The following is a 17948-nucleotide window of genomic DNA, read 5'->3' as shown; positions in this document are numbered from 1 at the left end:
GGGCTTCCTCCCGCTCCGCGATTGCCGCGCTACTCGGTGAGGTAGGCGTCATAGAACGTCGGACCTCCCTGTGCGTGCTCCTGCCAGACGCCCTTCAGCGACGTGTCGACGGCGAGGGTGCTGAGCCGGTCGTAGAGGCCGATCGAGAGCGCGCGCTCGGCGATGTAGTCCTGCGCCTCGATGTAGAGCGCGTTCTGCTCGTCGATGTCGGCAGCGGAGTTGGCATCCCGGATCAGCTGCGCGAGCACCTCGTCGTTGTAGAAGGCGCCGTTGCTGTAGTTGGGCGCCTCCTCGGTGCTCGGCCGCCAGTTGATGTAGAGGATGCCCGCCGTGACTGCCGTCCAGTAGCCGACGTTGATGTCGCGCTCCGCAGGCTGCGAGTAGGCACCCGCGACCAGTTCGCTCAGCGGCACCGGGATGAGCTCCACGTCGAAGCCGACCTGGGAGGCCTGCTCCTTGACGCCCTGCAGGATCGCGGCGCCGTCGGCGTTGATGATCGAGCCGGCGCCGTAGGGCAGCACGACGTGAAGGCGCTCGCCGTCCTTGGTGCGGAAGCCGTCGGCGTCGCGCTCGGTCCAGCCGGCCTCGTCCAGCAGGGCGTTCGCCTTCTCGGGGTCGTAGTCGTACCAGTCCGCCGCGGCCTGGCTGTAGCCGGGGGTGGTCTGGCTCACGCCGCCGTTGCCCTCGTAGGGGATGACGCCCTGACCGATGGCTTCGACGGCCGCGCGGCGGTCGAGGCTGTAGGCGAAGGCCTGCCGCACGAGCACGTCGGTGAACGGCCCGACCTGCGTGTTGAAGGCGAGCTGCTGGGGACGCCCCGGAGTCACGTACTTCTCGAGCTGGTAGCCGGCGTCATCCAGCGTCTGCCACTGCACGGCGGGCACGTCGTAGATCGCGTCGACCTCACCCGACTGGAGGGCGGCGACACGGGTGGTCGCATCCGGCACGAACCGCCAGACGATCTCTTCGACATAGGCCGGCCCGGTGTGCTCGGCGTTCGCCGGCCACGAGGTGTACTCGTCGTTGCGCACGAGCACGATCTCTTCTCCGCGGTCCCAGTGGTCGACGATGAAGGCACCCGAACCGATCGGCGCGGCGCAGTTCTCCTCGTCGGTGCGGGTCTCGAGCGCCACCTGCGACTGGATGCCGAAGTAGCCCTGCGTGAGGTTGTCGGCGAGGCGCGGATACGGGGCGCTGAGGTTGATCTGCACGGTCAGCTCGTCGATCGCCTCGGCCGAGGCGTAGTAGTCCTGCAGCCACACGAGTGCGGTGCTGTTGCCGCCCGACACCCAGTAGTCGAAGTTGTAGGCGACGACCTCGGCCGTCAGCGGCGAGCCGTCGGTGAACTCCACGCCGTCCTTGAGCGTGAACGTCCAGGTGAGGCCGTCCTCGGAGGTCGACCACTCGGTGGCGAGCCACGGCACGACCTCGTGGTTCTCGTCGAGCGAGGTGAGGTTGTCGAGCACCTGATACGAGAGGTACGCCTGCTCGATCCAGCCGCCGAAGACGCAGAACGGCTCCTGCTGGTGGGCGTAGACGATCGTTCCGCCGTCGACGCGTTCGCCGGTCGAGGTCGTCGCACCCGCGCACGCGGACAGCGCGAGAATCGCGGCGAGACCGGTGGCACCGGCGGCGGTGGGGGTGAAGCGCATGACGGAACTCCTCGAAACTGCGGGATGGATGGGCGCCACGCTAGAAGCGATCCGTCGGCAGCTCCACCCGGCCCGAAATACGACGCAAACCCGCGCAACACGCCGTAACGGTTCTCAATCCGGCGTCGCGGAACGACATCGGGCGACGGCGAATCTGGACGCGACGGCTGCCTTTCGACTAGGCGAGCGCCGCGACGACGGCCGACCTAGGCTTCCGGTGTGAGCAACCTCGAGGCCGACCCGGCGGAGACGGTGTGCGTCGCCGAACCCACGCCCGACGGCGTCGAGATCCTCGAACCGCGCGAGGTGCCGCTCGGCGGGCCGCGCGCCTTGCCGGTGCTCCGCACCCTCCCGCAACGGGCCCGCAGCCTGGTCGGCGCGTGGTGTTTCGTCGACTCCTACGGCCCGGTCGCGTCGGGCCGAGCCGGCGCGATGGACGTGCCTCCGCATCCGCACACCGGCCTGCAGACCGTGAGCTGGCTCTACGCCGGCGAGATCGAGCACCGCGACTCGGCGGGGAGCCACGCGCTCATCGAGCCGGGGCAGGTCAACCTGATGACCGCCGGCGCCGGCATCCAGCACTCGGAGGTGTCGACCGACCGCGCTCGCGAGCTGCACGGCGTGCAACTGTGGATCGCGTTGCCCGATCGGTCGCGGAATGTCACGCCGTTCTTCGAATCGTTCACGCCGTCGCCGGTCGCCGTCGGGGATGCCACGGTGCGGGTGTTCGTCGGGGAACTCGCCGGCGCATCCTCCCCCGTCTCGGCTTTCACCGGCCTCGTCGGAGCGCAGGTCGACCTGCCCGCCCACGGGGTCGCCGAGTTCGCTGTCGATCCGCGGTTCGAGCACGGCTTCGTCGTGGATGCCGGTGACCCGCTGCTGCACGGGAGCGTCGTCCCGGCCGGTCGGCTCGGCGTCGTGCCCGCCGGCCCGGGCACCCTCCGTCTCGAAGCGGGTGCGACCGCCGTGCGGGGGCTGCTCATCGGCGGGGAGCCGCTCGGCGAGCCGATCGTCATGTGGTGGAACTTCGTCGGCCGCAGCCACGAGGAGGTCGTCGCCTTCCGGCAGCAGTGGCAGGCCGAGGTGATCGACGGCGCGAACCCCGTCGGCCGGTTCGGGTCGGTCGCCGGGTACCCCGGCGCAGCCCTCCCGGCGCCCGAGCTGCCGAACGTGCGGCTGCGCCCGCGGGACTGACTTCCCCGCCGGTCGACTTCCCTCCGGGGGTGCGCGTCTGCCACGGTGGGAGGCATGAAACGACGCATCCTGCCCCGCATCCTCGCCGTCGGGGTCCTCGTGCTCGCCCTCGCGGGGTGCGTACGGTTCCAGGCCGACCTGACCCTCAACCCCGAGGACACCGTCGACGGCAGCATCGTGGTCGCCGTTCTCGTGTCGGAAGACACCGACGAGGCCCGTGAGCAGTCCCTCACGGCCGCCGACCAGATCGAAGCCGACCTGCTCGGGTCGCTGCGCGACGCATCCGGCGTGACGACCAGCGCATACGAGGAAGACGACTACATCGGGTCACGCATCGTCTTCGATGACGTCGCGCTCGACGCCTTCTCGGGACAGAGCGAAGACTCCCTCCGCATCGTGCGCGACGGCGACGAGTACCTGTTCACCGGCGCGCTCGACTTCAGCGGCGAATCCATCCCGTCGGAGGAGCCCGTCGAGGGCGACGACAACCTCACGGTGTCGGTCACGTTCCCCGGCGAGGTCACCGAGCACAACGGTGAGCTGACGGGCACGACCGTCTCGTGGTCGACCGCCGTCGACCAGCGCCTCGAGATGTCGGCGCGCGGGTCGGCGACGCCGGCCGGCCCGCCCATCCTGCTGATCGTGGGCATCGCCCTCGTCGTGCTGCTCGTCATCGCCGCCGTGGTCGCGGTGCTGCTCTTCGTGCGCTCACGGGCGAAGAAGAACGCGGCGGTGACGGCGGTGCCGGGCGCTGACGCCGCGGCGGTTCCGGCACCCGCGGCTGCTCCGGCTGCGGAAGCGCCGCCGGCTGCTCCGGTCGTCGAAGCGCCCCCGGCGGCCGAGACGCCGGCGCCCAAGACTCCCCGGGCACCGAAGACTCCGAAGGCACCGCCGACCGGCGAGGCCTGACGCCGGTAACGACGACGCGAACGCGTCGGCTCTCAGGAGCCGGCGCGTTCCTTCGCTGCGGCGCGCTTGGCGCGCTCCTCGATCTCGACCTGTGCGGCGACTTCACGCTCGGCGCGGTCCGAGCGGATGATCGCGCGGAAGACGAACCAGAACAGCAGTCCGAACAGCACCGTCGGCACGAGCGAGAAGATCGCGTTGCCCCAGAAGTCTTCCGGCATGCATCAAGGGTAACCGGTGGGTTATCGGGCGACGACCCAGGCGATCGCGATGATGCCGACGATGACGACGAGTCCGATGATCGCGGCGGCGCGGGAGCTGCGGCGGTCCATCAGCCCTTGGCGATGATGCCGACGATTCCGCTGATGAGCAGAAACAGCCCGATTCCGGCGACCGCGATCCAGACCGTGATGCGCGCCGGCGAGATCCGCGGCTTCTCGCCGGGGGTGGGGGGCGTCTTGTCGCTCACCGTGGCACTCTAACAGCCGGCCCTCAGGCCTCGCGGCGCACGCGCACCCAGGTGCGGGCGACGACGGCCAGCAGGATCACCGCGAACGTCGACGCGACGACGAGGTAGAGGATGCCGTCGACGGCCGCCCAGCCGCCGGCCGCGGCGGGGGTGCGCGCGGGCTGCTCGCCCGGGCTCTCCGCGCCATCCGGAGCGAGCGTGTCGAGTTGTTCGCCCTCGCCCGTGCCCGCCTGCACGACGAACGAGGATGCCGCCGACCACGGGCCGGCCGAGCCGTCGGGGCCGATCGCCCGCACCTGCCAGTGGTAGGTGAGGTCGGCGAGGTCGGGGATGTCGAACCGCGGTTTGGTCAGGCCGGCCACGGAACCGTCGGCCACGATGAGGCCGTCCGGCCCGAGCCCCTCGACCGTTCCCCAGCGCACCTCGTACGAGGCCGCCGACGTCGAGGGCGTCCAGGTGAGCAGCACGTGCCGCGCCGCGACGGTCGCGCCGTCGGCGGGTGTCGCCGGAGTGACGACCGGGGCATCAGCCGTGACCGCGCTCGCGGGGGCGCTCAGGCTCGCTCCGGCACCGAGCAGGAGCGCGACGGCTCCCACGAGGGTGATGATCCGACGCAGGGCGTTCGGCACGGGTTGATCCTCTTCGGGGGCGAGGCGATCGGTCGGGGGAACCGAGTCGTACTCACAACCGTAGCCACCTCCCTGTAACGCGACAACGTAGAACGGTCGGGCGGATGTCCCCCAGTTCGGGGCACACCCGCCCGACCGCGTCAGCAGTGCGATCCCCCGGTCAGGTGCTGTGTCGACCGCGCGGTCGACGGCGCAGCGCCATGACCGCGAAGGCGACTCCGACGGCCAGCAGGCTCAGGCCGAGTTGCGTGGCGGCCCCGATCGCGGCCCCGGTGAGGGCGAGCGTCGGCAGGTCGGGCTCGTCGGGCGGCAACGGCAGCGTGATCAGCACCGTCGTCTCGGCATCGTCCTCGTTGTTCGTCAGGTCGCTCTCCGGGGTGATCGTCGACGTCGTCGCGACGTTGTCGATCTGGAACGACGTCGCCTCCTCGTCGAACGGGTAGTCGACCGGAATCGAGACCGTGATCGTCACCGTGCGGGTCTGGCCGACCCCCAAGTCACCGAGTTCGCAGGTGACGACCCCGGCCGCGAAACCGCAGGTGACACCGGTGCCGGTCGCCGACACGAAATCCAATCCCGCGGGAATGGGGTCTTCGAGCACCGCGTCCTGAGCCGTCTCAGGGCCGAGGTTCTCGACGACGATGGTGTAGTCGAACTCGGTCGGCCCGACGGCCGGCTCGAAGTCGACCGAGAAGGGCGCGTCCTTGGTGATCTCGAGGTCGGAGATCGGCAGCTCGGCGCACGCGTCATCGGTGTCGGTGTCGCTCCAGAACTCGATCGTGCCGGCGTTGAGGAAGCCCGACCCCTCACCGTCGGCGACCTCGCAGTCGGCCGCATCGGGATCCAGCTCGGCGTCGACCTCGGCGGTGACCGTCACCGTGTAGGTGTGCGTGCCCAGCGCGGGGATCGTCGCCCCCGTCGTCACGACGATGTCGGTGTCGCCATCCCAGCCCGCGTTGACGGTCACGCCGTCGTTCGAGACGACGCCCGCGGTGAGCGGCACGATGCCGGCACCGAAGTCGAGCTCATCCTCGAGGTCGTAATCCTCGGGGACGTTCGACGTGCTCGTGACCGTGAGGTCGTACTCGATCGTCCAGGTGCCGTCGCCGTTGTTGACCGGGAAGCCTCCCGCGACGACCTTGTCGAACTCGAGCGGGCCACGCTGCGCGTTGGTGAAGGTGCAGGTGACGGTCTCGCCGAGCGCGACGTGCACGGTCGCGGTGGCGCCGTCCACGACGGGAGCCGTGTCGTCATCCGCCGTGTCGCTGCAGACCAGGCCGGTGAGCACCCACCCGTTCAGCGTGCTCGTCTCGCTCACCTCGTAGTCGCCGGGCGGGATCGTGCCGGTGCTGAAGGCGTCGCTCTCGTCGGCGAGGGTGAAGTCGTCGGCCGCCTCGCCGACCGGTGCCCACTCGAAGTCGAACACCTGCTCGGAGCCGTCGGGGAGCGTGACCTTGTCGACGACGAGCGTTCCCCACTCGGAGTTGGTGTACGTGCAGGTGAGCGTCTCGCCGGGGTCGAGCCCGAGAGTCGCGGTCAGGCCGTCGACTGAGGTGTTGTCTTCGTCGCTGCAGTACAGGTCGATTCCGTCGTAGCCGGATCCGAGCACCTCGGTCAGCACGTACGAGCCGGGCAGCACGTCGTCGAACGTGCGCGTTCCGGTGCCCCCGTCCGTGGTGATCTCGAAGTCGTCGGGAGTCAACCAGTCGCCCGTGAAGTCGAAGGTGCCGTCGGTGCCGACGACGTTCTTCACGACGATGATCGTGGCCGTCGCGGTGTTGGTGATGGCGCACGCGATGACGTCGCCCGGTGCGACCACGAAGTCGTCGGCATCCAGCTCGACGGCCGTCTGCTCGCCCGCCGCGGTCACCGTGCAGACCAGGTCACCCGGCGTCCACTCCGCTCCGGGGTCGTCCTCGGCGAGCGAGAACCGCGCACCGGGTTCGAGGTCGTCGAACTCCGCCGTGCCGGTACCCGCCGTCGTCGTGACCGAATCGGTGATCGGGTCGCCGACGGGGTCGCCGGCGCCGTCGAGCGGCTGAAGCACGAAGTCGAACGAGCCGTCGCCCCCGACCGTGGACTTGGTGATCTCGATCGACCCCGGATCGGCGACGTTCTCGGCGGTGCAGTCGAGCTGCAGACCGGGCTCCGCCGTGAACTGGTAGCCGGCCAGCTGCGCGTCGGCGTCGTCGAGCCCGGAGCCGTCGACCTCGCAGACGACGGCACCTTCGGTCCAGCCGGGCACGTCGGTCTCGGCGATCGTGTAGGTCACGCCCGGCGTCAGGTCGGCCCAGGCGATCGTCGGGTCGCCGTCGGTCGCCGTCTGCACGGCCGACCCGCTGCCGGGATCGGGGCTGAGAGTGAACTCGAACGACCAGGCGAAATCGTCACCGACCCCGCTGACCGTCTTCTCCAGCTCGACACCCGCCGGATCGGCGGTGTTGAGCAGGGTGCACTCCAGGTCGAGGCCGGGAGTGACCGTGAACTGGAAGCCGTCCGTCGCCGGGTCGAGGTCGTCGAGGCCGGTGCAGGCGATGTCGCCGGCGGTCCACCCCGCGGGCAGGTCGCCCTCGATCACGGTGTAGGTCTCACCGACCACGAGATCGGCCCATTCGGCAACCGGATCGGCGTTGTCGACGGTCTCGGTGACGACCGAGTCGTCAGAGGCGACCAGGTCGACCGAGAACTCCCACGCGTAGGCCGGGTCGACGCCCTCGACCGACTTGGTGAGCGTCAATGCGCCCGGGTCGGCCGTGTTGGTGAACACGCAGGTGACGACGGCACCGGGCTCGAGGGTCACGGTCGCCGAGGTCTCCCCGGCGACCGGGCACGAGATCGAGGTGAGCGACCAGTGGGCCGGCACCGTCTCGGCGACGGTGTACGTGCCGGGTGGCACGAGACCCGACGACCAGGGGTCGCCTTCGTCGTCATCCGCGTCGTTCAGCAGGAACGGGATCGTCGACTCTCCGTCCGGCGTGAAGCCGAACGAGAAGTCCTGGTCGTACTCGTCGGGCAGCGTCTCCTTGTCGACGAGGATGATGCCGCGCTCGGTGTTGGTGTACGTGCACGAGACCGTCTCGCCGGCATCCAGATCGATCTCGGCCTCGAGCGCGGTCAGGTCGACCTCGGTGCCGTCGTCGGGGTCGACGCAGACCAGGTCGGTGGCGTCGAATCCGGTGGTCGGCAGTTCGCTCAGGTCGTAGGAGCCGGGTGCGACGTTGAGGAACGCCTGCGAGCCGACGATCGCGTCGCCCACAGTCGACGTGGTGATCCCGAACTCGCCCCCGACGATCGCCGGGGTGCCCGACGTCCACGATCCGCCGAAGTCGAACGTCGCGTCGTCGGTCTCGCCCTCGACGACCTTGTTGACGATGATCTGCCCGAGCTGCGAGTTGGTGAAGACGCAGTCGATCGTCGAACCCGCGACGGTCGTCACCGTCACCGCGCCGGCGGAGCCCTCGGTGTCGTCGGAGCACTGGATGTCGGTGATCTCCCAATCGAGGTCGTCACTCGCGGCGTCGTTGACCGCGTCGAGCAGCTCGGTGATCGTCACCGAGCTGCCGGGTGCGTAGTACACGGGGTCCGACGTGGTGCCGGCGACCGTGCCGACGAGGTCGACCTCGGAATCCGACTCATCGCCGTCGAGGTCGAACCCGAAGGTCTCGGTCTCGGCGCCGTCGACGACCTTCGTGACCGTGATGGCGGAGGTCGCGTTCGTCAGCACGCAGGCGGTCGCCTCGCCGACGACGACCGGGATGACGGCATCCTCGACCGGCTCGCCGTCGTCGACGATCGTGTAGCTGTCTCCGTCGACGGTGCACTCCAGCGACCACAGGGTCCACGGGGCGTCGCCCGGGATGACCTCCTCGATCGCGTAGTCGCCCGAGAAGACGGGACCCCAGGTGTGGGTCTCGCCGAAGCCGATCTCGCCCTCGATCGACGTCTCGACGTCGTCGAGGTCGGCGACGTCGTCGGTTCCGTCGGTGCCGGCGAGGGTGTCGTCGTGCACCGGGTCGCCGCCGTTGGTGATGACGTATCCGAACGCGGTGTCGTCGGCGGAGCCGGCGGGTGAGTCGGCTTTGGTGATCGAGATCGTGCCGCAGTTGCTGATCGTGAGTGGGGTGGCTCCCGGTCCGACCGAATCCTGAAGCTGCGCCGTGGCGTTGTTGCCGGTCCGCGTCACGTAACCGCGAGCCGTGAACGCCGTGCAGGCATCCTCATCGAACAGGGCGTTGGAGGTGAGGTCGACCGCGATCTCGCCGAACGTCTCCGGTTCCCCGGGCAGGCCGGGACCCTCGACGCGCACGCCGACCGCAGCCGCGTGCGGGAAGTTGGCCTGAAGCACGGTCCACGCCCCCGGTGAGCTCGCGCCGCAGTCGTTCGCGGTCGTCGGGGTCCACTCGAGGATGTTGACGACGGTGCTCGGCCCGCTGGAGACGTAGTTGAACTCGACGAGGATGTCGTCGCAGCGACCGGTCGACCCGCCGTCGAGGATCTGGTACGTGCTCATGTCGCCGTTGCCTTCGAGCCGCGTCCAGTACTGGTACAGGACGTGATGCTCGACATCGTCGTCGTCCGTCACCACCTCGTACGCCGAGCCGGAGCTGCAGCCGTCGGCCTTGTTGTTGACGTTGGCCGACGAGGCCGTCCACGGGTTGGTGTTCGGGCTGAAGTTGCCGGGGAACCCGGTGGCATCGTTGCCGGGGTGCGGACACGCGGTCGCGAGGGTTCCGTTGTCCCAGGAGAAGGTCGCCTCGATGATCCCGGTCGACGAGTATCCCTGCGCTGTCGTGTAGGGGCCGGTCGGGGTGAAGGTGTAACTGCCGTTCGCGGCCGGCGCCGACAGGAAGTTGTCCCAGTCGAATGCGGCCTGGGGGGCGGCGGCGGCATTCGCCGTCTTGTTGCCGTCGATCGAGAAGCCGGTCTGGAGGGTGCCGATGGTGGCCGCCTGGGCGGGCGCGGCAAGTGCGAGGGGGGCGAGAAGCCCGGCGATGAGCACGGGGAGCGCGAAGAGCGCTCCGCGGCGGCGCGCGGGGGCAGCGGACGATGCCGTCACGGGGTAAGACTCCGGTCTCGTGGGGGCGAGAACGGCACTTGGTTCGGTGGGTGCCCACTCTGATGCAAGGGGGACAGTGCGACCCCCCTTCGGGGGAGGGGTCAGCGAGACTCTATCCGCCGGGCGTTCCCAGCTGCAACAGGCCCTGAGCCGCGCTACTTCACCAAGGGGAAGAGGATCGTCTCGCGGATGCCGAGCCCGGTGATCGCCATGAGCAGCCGATCGATGCCCATCCCCATGCCTCCCATGGGCGGCATCCCGTGTTCCATCGCCCGCAGGAACTCCTCGTCGAGCCGCATCGCCTCGACGTCGCCGCGTGCGCCCTGCTTGGCCTGCTCGACGAAACGTTCGCGCTGGATGACGGGGTCGACGAGCTCGGAGTAGCCGGTGGCGAGTTCGAAACCGCGCACGTAGAGGTCCCACTTCTCGACGACGCCCGGGATGCTGCGGTGGTCGCGCACGAGGGGCGAGGTGTCGACGGGGAAGTCCATGACGAAGGTCGGATGCTCGAGCCCGGGCTTCACGAAGTGCTCCCACAGCTCTTCGACGTACTTGCCGTGGGTGGGCAGCTTCACCTCGACGCCGACCTTCTCGGCGAGCGCCGCGAGTTCGGGCAGTCCGGTCTGCGGGGTGATCTCGACGCCCGCGGCCTCGCTCAGCGAGGAGTACATCGGCAGCCGCGCCCAGTCGCCGCCGAGGTCGTACTCGGTGCCGTCGGCCCAGGTGACCACCGTCGACCCGGCGACGGCGCGGGCGGCGTTCTGGATGAGCTCCTGGGTGAGGTCGGCGATCGAGGTGTAGTCGCCGTACGCCTGGTAGGCCTCGAGCATCGCGAACTCGGGGCTGTGGGTCGAGTCCGCCCCCTCGTTGCGGAAGTTGCGGTTGATCTCGTACACCCGCTCGAGCCCGCCGACGACGGCGCGCTTGAGGAACAGTTCCGGCGCGATGCGCAGGAACAGCTCGGTGTCGAACGCGTTGCTGTGCGTGACGAAGGGCCGCGCGGAGGCCCCGCCGTGGAGGGTCTGCAGCATCGGGGTCTCGACCTCGAGGAAGTCGTGACCGGCGAAGGTCGCCCGCAGGCTCGACACGGCCGTCGCGCGGGCCTTCACCGTCGCGCGAGCCTGCTCGCGGGTGATGAGGTCGAGGTAGCGCTGCCGCATCCGGGTCTCGTCGGAGAGCTCGGTGTGCAGGTTGGGCAGCGGCATGAGCGCCTTGGAGGCGATCTGCCAGTCGCGGGTGAGGATGCTGAGCTCCCCCCGCCTGCTGGAGATGACCTCACCCGACACGAAGACGAAGTCGCCGAGGTCGACGAGGTCCTTCCAGCGCTCCAGCGACTCTTCTCCCACCTCGGCGAGAGACACCATCGCCTGGATGCGCGAGCCGTCGCCCGCCTGCAGCGCCGCGAAACACAGCTTCCCGGTGTTGCGCAGGTGCACGACGCGGCCGGCGACGCCGACGACCTCACCGGTCTGGGCGTCCACCTCGAGATCGGGGAACCGGGCCCGCACCGCCGCGATCGAATGCGTGATCGGAACCGAGACCGGATAGGCGCCGTCAGCCGCCGATTCGGCTTCCTGAATCAGCCGGGCGCGCTTCGCCAGCCGGACGGCCTTCTGCTCGGCGATGTCCTCGATGTCGGGGGTCTCGTCAGTCACAGCGGAAGCTCAATTCAGGTAAAGGGAGTCGTTGTCGATGAGGCGAGCCGGGCCGACCTTCGCGGCGATCAGCACACGCGCCGGCCCCCGGTAGCCGTCGTCGACGGGCAGGAACGTCTTCGGATCGACGACCTTGAGGTAGTCGAGGGTCACCAGCTTCTCATCCATCAGCACCGCCTGCGCGGCCGCGAGCACGGAGTCGATGCCGCGGTCGCTCGCCGACTGGGCAGCCTCGAGAGCCCGGCTGAGCGCGCGCGCCGCCGTGCGCTCGTTCGGCCCGAGGTAGCGGTTACGGCTCGACATCGCCACGCCGTCGGCTTCGCGCACCGTCTCGATCACCTCGACCGCGACGTCGATGTTCAGGTCGCGCACCATGCGCTGCACGAGGAACAGCTGCTGCGCATCCTTCTGCCCGAAGGTCACCACGTGCGGCTGCACGATCTGCAGCAGCTTCGCCACCACCGTGAGCACGCCGTCGAAGTGGCCCGGGCGCGACCGGCCCTCGAAGAGCGACGCGACGGGGCCGCCGGTGACCTTCACCTGGGTGCCGCCGTCCGGGTACATCTCGGCGGGCGTCGGCGCGAAGACGTACTCGACGCCGAACGGCTGCAACCGGGCGAGGTCGCCGTCGAGGTCGCGCGGGTACTTCGCGAGATCCTCGTTCACCCCGAACTGCAGCGGGTTGACGAAGATCGACACGACGACGACATCGGCGAGTTCCCGGGCCCGTGCCACATGGGCGAGATGCCCCTCATGCAGGGCCCCGAGGGTCGGCACCAGCGCGACCGTCTTGCCTGCCGACCGCAGCGCCTCGAGCTCGGACCGGATGCCGGCGATCGTCTCCACGACGAGCGGACTGCTCACTGTTCCGGTGCCTCCGCGTCGATCGTACCGGCGTCGGCGACCCCCGCCGCGCCGAGCGCGTTCTCGACCGCCGAACGCACCAGCGGGCCGAGCACGCTGCCCGGTCGGTCGACGCCGATGCCGGCGAGGGTGCCGGCGGCCTGCGTCACGATCGACGCCGCGAACTGCGTGGCCGCCGCGATCGCGTCGGCGTAGGCGGCCCGGTCGGCTTCGGCGATGACGAGCGGCTCCGCCCCCATCTCGACGACGAGCGCCTGCCCGATCGGCAGCACGGGCGTCGGCGCGGTCACCGCGCACCACGACTCGCGCAGCCGCACCAGGTCGAGGCTCGTGCCGGTGAACGCCATCGCCGGATGCAGGGCGAGCGGGATGACGCCGGCCGCGGTCGCCGGGGCGAGCACCCCGACGCCGAACTCGGCCGCCGTGTGCACCACGAGCTGCCCGGGCTGCCAGGCCCCGGTCGACGCGAGACCCGCCACCAAGCCCTCGAGTTCGACGGCCGGGACCGCGAGCAGCACCAACTCGGCGCGTTCGACCACCTCAGGCACGGTGAGCACCGGCACGCGCGGCAGCAGGGCGTCGGCGCGCTCGCGGCCGGCATCCGACACCGTGGAGATGCCGACGATCGCGTGGCCGGCTCCGCCGAGGGCGGCTCCCAGTACCGGCCCGACCCGTCCGGCGCCGATGATGCCGATCCCGAGCCGCCCTGACCGGGTCACGATTCGCTCGAACGCCAGCGGTGGCTGGTGTCGGTTCCGGCCGCGGCGACGGCGGCGACCGCGGCATCCCGGAAGAAGCCCTCGGCGTCCTTCGCGTCGAGCGCCCCCAGCGCCGGCGAGATCGGCCCCGCGACGGTGTGCACGTGCACGTGCGCGAGCCGCAGCCCGCGGTAGATCGGACCCTGCTCGATCGCGACGCTCTGCACCCGCGGGGTCGGCACGATCGCCAGCTCGCGCCAGATCGCTCCGCGCCGCAGCAGCACCGCTCCGGGCAGCAGCGCGAACCCGTTGCGGCGCCACGAGAACCAGCGCACGACGGCGGCCCGGCGGGGCGAGGTGGTGAAGTCGGCGTCGGGTCCGCTGCCGGCGAGTCCGCGTTCGAGCAGTTCGCGCGCATCCACGCCGTCGGCGCCGAGCCCGGGAAGCAGCAGGGCGAGCACGCGGAACACGTCGTCACGCGACCCGACCGGCAGCACGATGGTGCTCTGCTGAGCGCTCTGCCCATCCGAGGAGGTCTGGCGCGACGCCCGGTTGACGCGGATCGTCCACCAGTCGGCCGGGCGCCAGAAGATGCTCTGGCTGACCGCGACCGAGTGGATGCGCCCCGGCGGCACGGTCTCGTTGCGCGTCGACAGCAGGCCGTAGCCGATGCGCACGCCGTCGGGGGTCGCGGCGATCGAGTACCGCAGGAACTTGAGCACCCGGTTCACCTGGTAGGAGGCGAGACCGAAGGCGATCGGGATGACGGTGAACAGGGTCCAGATCAGCGCGCCGCTGCCGCCGATCGCGAGCACCAGCCCGGTGATCGCCACGGCGAGCAGGATCAGGAAGCCGAGGGTCGTGCCGCTGAGCACCGTCGAGCCGATGAGCCGGCCCGGGTGCATCCGAACCACCGACTCGGGGGGCGCGAGCGACGGGTCCAGCTCGGGGGCGAGCAGCTCCGAGACGCGGCGATCGATCAGCGACCCGCTCGCCGGGCCGGAAGCGGTATCCGCCGCGGGAACGCCACGCGCCCCCGAAGCCCGCCGCAGGATGTCGACCCGCAACGCGTCGGAGGCGGCGTTGCCGAGGTAGGCCAGCGGCACGTTCGCGTCCTGCCCGGCGACCTCGACCTCGAGTTTCGCGGTGCCGAAGAGGCGCGCGAACAGCGGCCGGGCGATCGCGACCCCCTGGATGCGGTCGAGGCGTGCCTTGCGGTGCGTGCGGAACAGCACGCCGCTGCGCACCTCGACGACCTCGTCGGTGATGCGGAAGGTGTGCATCCGCCACGACACGTAGAACGCGGCGACGCACAGCAGCAGGATGCCGAGCAGCACGAGCACCCCGATGAGCGCGTAGCCGCTCTCGACGAGGTTGCCGAGCGGGTCGTCCTGCCCGCAGTCCTGCCCGGGCGGGCAGGCCAGGCCCGGCAGGAACCACTCGACGAGGCGCTCGCGCAGATTCGCGATGATGATGCCGATCACGGCGACGAAGCCGAGCCCGCCGCGCAGCAGCGGGGTGAGCGGATGCAGTCGATGCCACTCCCCGTCGGCCAGGCCGGTCGCGGTCGCCACGGGCTGCTCGGACGCGGCGCCGTCCTGGGGCTCTGGAAGGGTCACAGCCCCGCCCGGCGGCTCTCCGCAAGTTCGACGAGGCGGTCGCGGAGCGTTTCGGCGTCCGCTTCGGGCAGACCCGGGATCGTGATGTGGCTCGTCGCCGCGGCGGTCACCAGTTTGAGTTCGGAGAGCCCGAACCCGCGCGCGATCGGGCCGCGGTTGATGTCGACGAGCTGCATGCGGCCGTAGGGCACCGCGACGACTCGCAGGAACATGATGCCCTTGCGGAACACCAGGTCGTCGTCGCGCAGCCGGTAGCCGAGGGCGCGCACGCGGCGCGGGGTGAACGCCGCGATGAGCACGTGAAGCAGCAGAACCGCGGCCGGCGCGATGAGCCAGGCCGGCTCGCGGGTGATCGCGAACGGCACGGTCGCGCCGACGGTGAAGAGGATCGCCGAAACGAGGATGCCCAGTAGGTCGACGACGACGTACTTGGGCGAGACCCGCTGCCAGTCGCCGGGAACGGGATCGAGAGAACTCACGTTTCCAAACTACCCGCCGGGTCGGTCTTGCCTTCGTCGTCGCCGGGCGGCACCGTGCACAGGAACTCGCCGACCAGACCCGCGACGAGCACCGCGATCGCGCCGACCAGCACCGCGAGCGAGCGCAGCAGCGAGTCGGTGTTGAGCCCGCCGTTGCGCACCAGCAGTTCGGCGAGCAGTCCCGCCGCCGCGCCGGTCAGCAGACCCCCGGCGATGCTCGACGCCTTCGCGAACAGCACCACCCGGGTCGCGTGGAACGGGTCGATGCGGGTGCGCACGGTCGCCCGGGTGGCCCGACGGATCGGCACCGCGAGCGCGATCGTGATGCCCGCGATGAACAGCAGGCTGAGGGCGAGGGTGTACTCGGGCCGGAACTTCGGCAGGCTCCCCGCGGCGAGGGCGACCTGTACGAGGAATCCCGCTGCCGCTCCGACGGTGATCAGGATGACGATGGTCGAGATGCGGGTTCTGGTCACCGGCTCTCCAGCTCGGCGAGGAGGTCGGCGATCCGGCCGTGCCCGGGCAGCACGGCATCCGGAGCGACCTCGGCCCACGGACGCAGCACGAAGACGCGTTCGTGGGCGCGCGGATGCGGCAGCGTGAGGTCGTCGGCGGAGGACTGCATCCCGGCGTAGTCGATGATGTCGAGGTCGAGGGTGCGGTCGCCCCAGCGTTCACCCCGCACGCGGCCGTGCGCCCGCTCGATGTCATGCAACCGGCTCAGCAGCGCGCGGGGCGCGAGGGTGGTGCGCACCAGCACCACGGCGTTGAGGTAGGCGGGGGCATCCGCGTCCTCGCCGGTGGGCCGTACCGCGACCGTCTCGATCGGCGTCGAGATCGCGGTCACCTCGATGTCGTCGGCTTCGGCGAGCGCACGCACCGCCGCCATGAAGGTCGCGGTGCGGTCGCCGAGGTTGCTGCCGACGGCGATCACGGCATCCGCTTCGATGCGACGCAGCTGCACGTTCATGCGTCCACCCCCGCGGCTCGGCGGCGAAAGATCGTCACGCTGACGTCGTCGAACGGCACGGTGATCGGGGCGTTCGGCTTGTGCACGGTCACGACCACCTCGTGCGCGGCCGGGAACGACAGGGCGACCGTCGCGACGCGTTCGGCGACCGTCTCGATGAGGTCGACCGGGTCGCTCTCGACGGCGACGACGACGGCCTGGGCGAGTTCGCCGTAGTGCACCGTGCGGGTGAGGTCGTCGGCGGCGGCGACGGGCCCCAGCGGCAGCCGCACCGTGAGGTCGACGATGAACAGCTGCCCGTCGCGCCGCTCGTGCTCGAACACGCCGTGGTGGGCCGTGGCGCGCAACCCGGTGAGGCGGATCTCGTCGAGCGGTTCAGCCGGGGAAGGCATCACGACGCTCCTTCGGTCACGGCGGCCGCGACGGCCAGCGCGAGCCGGGTCGAGGGCACGTCGTGCACCCGCACCGCCCAGGCCCCCTGCCGGGCGACGAGCGCCGAGATGACGGCGGTCGGCAGATCGCGGTCCGCCATCGGGGCGTCGTCGGGCAGCAGTTCGCCGACGAAGCGCTTACGCGAAGCCCCGATGAGGATGCCATGGCCGAGCGATGCGATCTCGTCGAAGTGGCCCAACAGGGCCCAGTTGTGTTCCGGTGCCTTGCCGAACCCGAGACCCGGGTCGAGCACGATCTTCGCGGGGTCGACCCCGGCGACGACGAGTTCGGCGACCCGGGCCTTCAGTTCGGCCCGCACCTCGGCGACCACGTCGGTGAAGGCCGGAGCGACGTCGGCCCCGCCGCGCCAGTGCATGACGGCGTAGTGCACGCCCGTCTCGGCGACGACCCGCGCCATCCCCTCGTCGGCGAGGCCCCCCGACACGTCGTTGACGAGCTGCGCCCCCGCGTCGATCGCGGCGAGCGCGGTCGCGGCGTTCATCGTGTCGATGCTCACCGCGACGCCGTCCTGGGCGAGCGCCTGAACGACGGGGATGACGCGCTCCTGCTCCTGGGCCGGGTCGACCTTCACGGCGCCCGGCCGGGTCGACTCGCCGCCGACGTCGACGATCGCGGCGCCGGCATCCCGCAGTTCCAGGCCCCGCGCGATCGCCGCATCCGTCTGAGCGAAGCGCCCGCCGTCGCTGAACGAGTCGGGGGTGACGTTGAGGATGCCCATGATGATCGTCACGAGGCGGCTCCGATCAGGGTCATCGCTTCGGCGCGCGCGGCGGGGTCGCTCAACGCACCCCGGCTCGCGACGGTGACGGTCGTCGAGTTGGTCTGCCGGGCGTCCCGTGCGGCGACGCAGTCGTGTTGGGCGTCGAGCACCACGATCACGCCGCGCGGGGCGAGACCGGCATCGAGGGCGTCGGCGATCTGTTCGCCCAGGCGCTCCTGCAGTTGCGGCCGAGCCGCGAGGGTCTCGACGACCGTGCCGAGCCGACCGAGGCCGACGACCTTGCCCCCCGGCAGGTAGCCGACGTGGGCGACGCCGCGGAACGGCAGCAGGTGGTGCTCGCACATCGACCGGAACTCGAGGCCGCGCAACAGCACGAGGTCCCCGCGCTCGCCGTCGCCCGCGGCATCCACCCCGTCGCGCAGGATCGCGACCGGGTCGACGCCGAGCCCCGCGAAGTATTCCGCGTACGCCTCCGCCACCCGGCGCGGGGTGCGCTGCAACCCGGGGCGCGTCGGATCTTCACCGATCGCCGCCAGCAGCTCGGCGACGGCGGCCTCGACGCGACCCTGATCGACGCTCATCG

General features: G+C 70.6%; 17 protein-coding genes. 2 read left to right on the top strand and 15 right to left on the bottom strand.

Annotated features, from left to right (window positions below; all coding sequences use genetic code 11):
- Positions 1-29: 29 nt before the first annotated feature.
- Positions 30-1652, bottom strand: coding sequence for an ABC transporter substrate-binding protein (locus IE173_RS14040; RefSeq protein WP_191284146.1), 1623 nt, complete (start codon positions 1650-1652; stop codon positions 30-32).
- Positions 1653-1871: 219 nt separating this feature from the next.
- On the opposite strand from IE173_RS14040, the gene IE173_RS14035 reads away from it, so the two are divergent.
- Both IE173_RS14035 and IE173_RS14030 read left to right on the top strand, forming a co-directional pair.
- Entirely contained in the window at positions 1872-2846 is a 975-nt protein-coding gene (locus IE173_RS14035; protein WP_191284145.1) for a pirin family protein, read from the top strand.
- 54 nt (positions 2847-2900) lie between these two features.
- Complete coding sequence (locus IE173_RS14030; RefSeq protein ID WP_191284144.1) at positions 2901-3755, top strand: LppM family (lipo)protein; 855 nt, start codon at positions 2901-2903, stop codon at positions 3753-3755.
- A gap of 32 nt (positions 3756-3787) precedes the next feature.
- On the opposite strand, the gene IE173_RS14025 is transcribed toward IE173_RS14030, so the two are convergent.
- From IE173_RS14025 to folE, 14 genes are all read right to left on the bottom strand, one after another.
- Positions 3788-3973 (bottom strand): hypothetical protein, encoded by a 186-nt coding sequence (locus tag IE173_RS14025; protein WP_191284143.1) that lies wholly within the window; start codon positions 3971-3973, stop codon positions 3788-3790.
- Positions 3974-4083: 110 nt separating this feature from the next.
- Positions 4084-4221 (bottom strand): hypothetical protein, encoded by a 138-nt coding sequence (locus IE173_RS14020; RefSeq protein WP_191284142.1) that lies wholly within the window; start codon positions 4219-4221, stop codon positions 4084-4086.
- 23 nt (positions 4222-4244) lie between these two features.
- Positions 4245-4850 (bottom strand): hypothetical protein, encoded by a 606-nt coding sequence (locus IE173_RS14015; RefSeq protein ID WP_191284141.1) that lies wholly within the window; start codon positions 4848-4850, stop codon positions 4245-4247.
- A 160-nt stretch (positions 4851-5010) separates the two neighbouring features.
- Positions 5011-9906 (bottom strand): DUF11 domain-containing protein, encoded by a 4896-nt coding sequence (locus tag IE173_RS14010; protein WP_191284140.1) that lies wholly within the window; start codon positions 9904-9906, stop codon positions 5011-5013.
- Between the two features lie 155 nt (positions 9907-10061).
- Positions 10062-11561, bottom strand: coding sequence for a lysine--tRNA ligase (gene lysS, locus IE173_RS14005; RefSeq protein ID WP_191284139.1), 1500 nt, complete (start codon positions 11559-11561; stop codon positions 10062-10064).
- A 9-nt stretch (positions 11562-11570) separates the two neighbouring features.
- On the bottom strand, positions 11571-12425 hold the full coding sequence (gene panC / locus IE173_RS14000; RefSeq protein ID WP_191284138.1) for a pantoate--beta-alanine ligase: 855 nt from the start codon (positions 12423-12425) through the stop codon (positions 11571-11573).
- On the bottom strand, positions 12422-13147 hold the full coding sequence (locus tag IE173_RS13995; protein WP_191284167.1) for a DUF2520 domain-containing protein: 726 nt from the start codon (positions 13145-13147) through the stop codon (positions 12422-12424). Before IE173_RS13995 ends, panC begins: the two co-directional genes overlap by 4 nt.
- Positions 13141-14742: a PH domain-containing protein gene (locus tag IE173_RS13990; RefSeq protein ID WP_229842122.1), complete on the bottom strand. Its 1602-nt coding sequence runs from the start codon at positions 14740-14742 to the stop codon at positions 13141-13143. The genes IE173_RS13995 and IE173_RS13990 overlap by 7 nt, the downstream gene beginning before the upstream one ends.
- Positions 14739-15221, bottom strand: a complete 483-nt coding sequence (locus IE173_RS13985; RefSeq protein ID WP_191284137.1) for a PH domain-containing protein — start codon at positions 15219-15221, stop codon at positions 14739-14741. The genes IE173_RS13990 and IE173_RS13985 overlap by 4 nt, the downstream gene beginning before the upstream one ends.
- Complete coding sequence (locus tag IE173_RS13980) at positions 15218-15697, bottom strand: DUF3180 domain-containing protein (RefSeq protein WP_191284136.1); 480 nt, start codon at positions 15695-15697, stop codon at positions 15218-15220. The genes IE173_RS13985 and IE173_RS13980 overlap by 4 nt, the downstream gene beginning before the upstream one ends.
- Positions 15694-16191 carry a 2-amino-4-hydroxy-6-hydroxymethyldihydropteridine diphosphokinase gene (gene folK / locus IE173_RS13975; protein WP_191284135.1) on the bottom strand — a complete coding sequence of 166 codons (498 nt, stop codon included), beginning with the start codon at positions 16189-16191 and terminating at the stop codon, positions 15694-15696. Before folK ends, IE173_RS13980 begins: the two co-directional genes overlap by 4 nt.
- Positions 16188-16583 carry a dihydroneopterin aldolase gene (gene folB / locus IE173_RS13970; protein ID WP_191284134.1) on the bottom strand — a complete coding sequence of 132 codons (396 nt, stop codon included), beginning with the start codon at positions 16581-16583 and terminating at the stop codon, positions 16188-16190. Before folB ends, folK begins: the two co-directional genes overlap by 4 nt.
- Positions 16583-17374: a dihydropteroate synthase gene (gene folP / locus IE173_RS13965; RefSeq protein ID WP_229842121.1), complete on the bottom strand. Its 792-nt coding sequence runs from the start codon at positions 17372-17374 to the stop codon at positions 16583-16585. The genes folB and folP overlap by 1 nt, the downstream gene beginning before the upstream one ends.
- Positions 17371-17946 carry a GTP cyclohydrolase I gene (gene folE, locus IE173_RS13960; protein WP_191284133.1) on the bottom strand — a complete coding sequence of 192 codons (576 nt, stop codon included), beginning with the start codon at positions 17944-17946 and terminating at the stop codon, positions 17371-17373. Before folE ends, folP begins: the two co-directional genes overlap by 4 nt.
- Positions 17947-17948: the final 2 nt, after the last annotated feature.

Origin of the sequence: Pseudolysinimonas yzui, assembly GCF_014653215.1 — a bacterium.
Lineage (GTDB): Bacteria > Actinomycetota > Actinomycetes > Actinomycetales > Microbacteriaceae > Pseudolysinimonas_A > Pseudolysinimonas_A yzui.
The sequence above is the reverse complement of the archived record's forward strand: the minus strand, read 5'-3'. Positions and strand labels throughout refer to the sequence as shown.

What these genes read in the sequence shown, in the direction of transcription:
- IE173_RS14025 (WP_191284143.1), bottom strand. Translation starts at nt 3,973, where the DNA reads ATGCCGGAAGACTTCTGGGGCAACGCGATCTTCTCGCTCGTGCCGACG.
- folE (WP_191284133.1), bottom strand. Translation starts at nt 17,946, where the DNA reads ATGAGCGTCGATCAGGGTCGCGTCGAGGCCGCCGTCGCCGAGCTGCTG.
- folK (WP_191284135.1), bottom strand. Translation starts at nt 16,191, where the DNA reads ATGAACGTGCAGCTGCGTCGCATCGAAGCGGATGCCGTGATCGCCGTC.
- IE173_RS14030 (WP_191284144.1), top strand. Translation starts at nt 2,901, where the DNA reads ATGAAACGACGCATCCTGCCCCGCATCCTCGCCGTCGGGGTCCTCGTG.
- IE173_RS14040 (WP_191284146.1), bottom strand. Translation starts at nt 1,652, where the DNA reads ATGCGCTTCACCCCCACCGCCGCCGGTGCCACCGGTCTCGCCGCGATT.
- folB (WP_191284134.1), bottom strand. Translation starts at nt 16,583, where the DNA reads ATGCCTTCCCCGGCTGAACCGCTCGACGAGATCCGCCTCACCGGGTTG.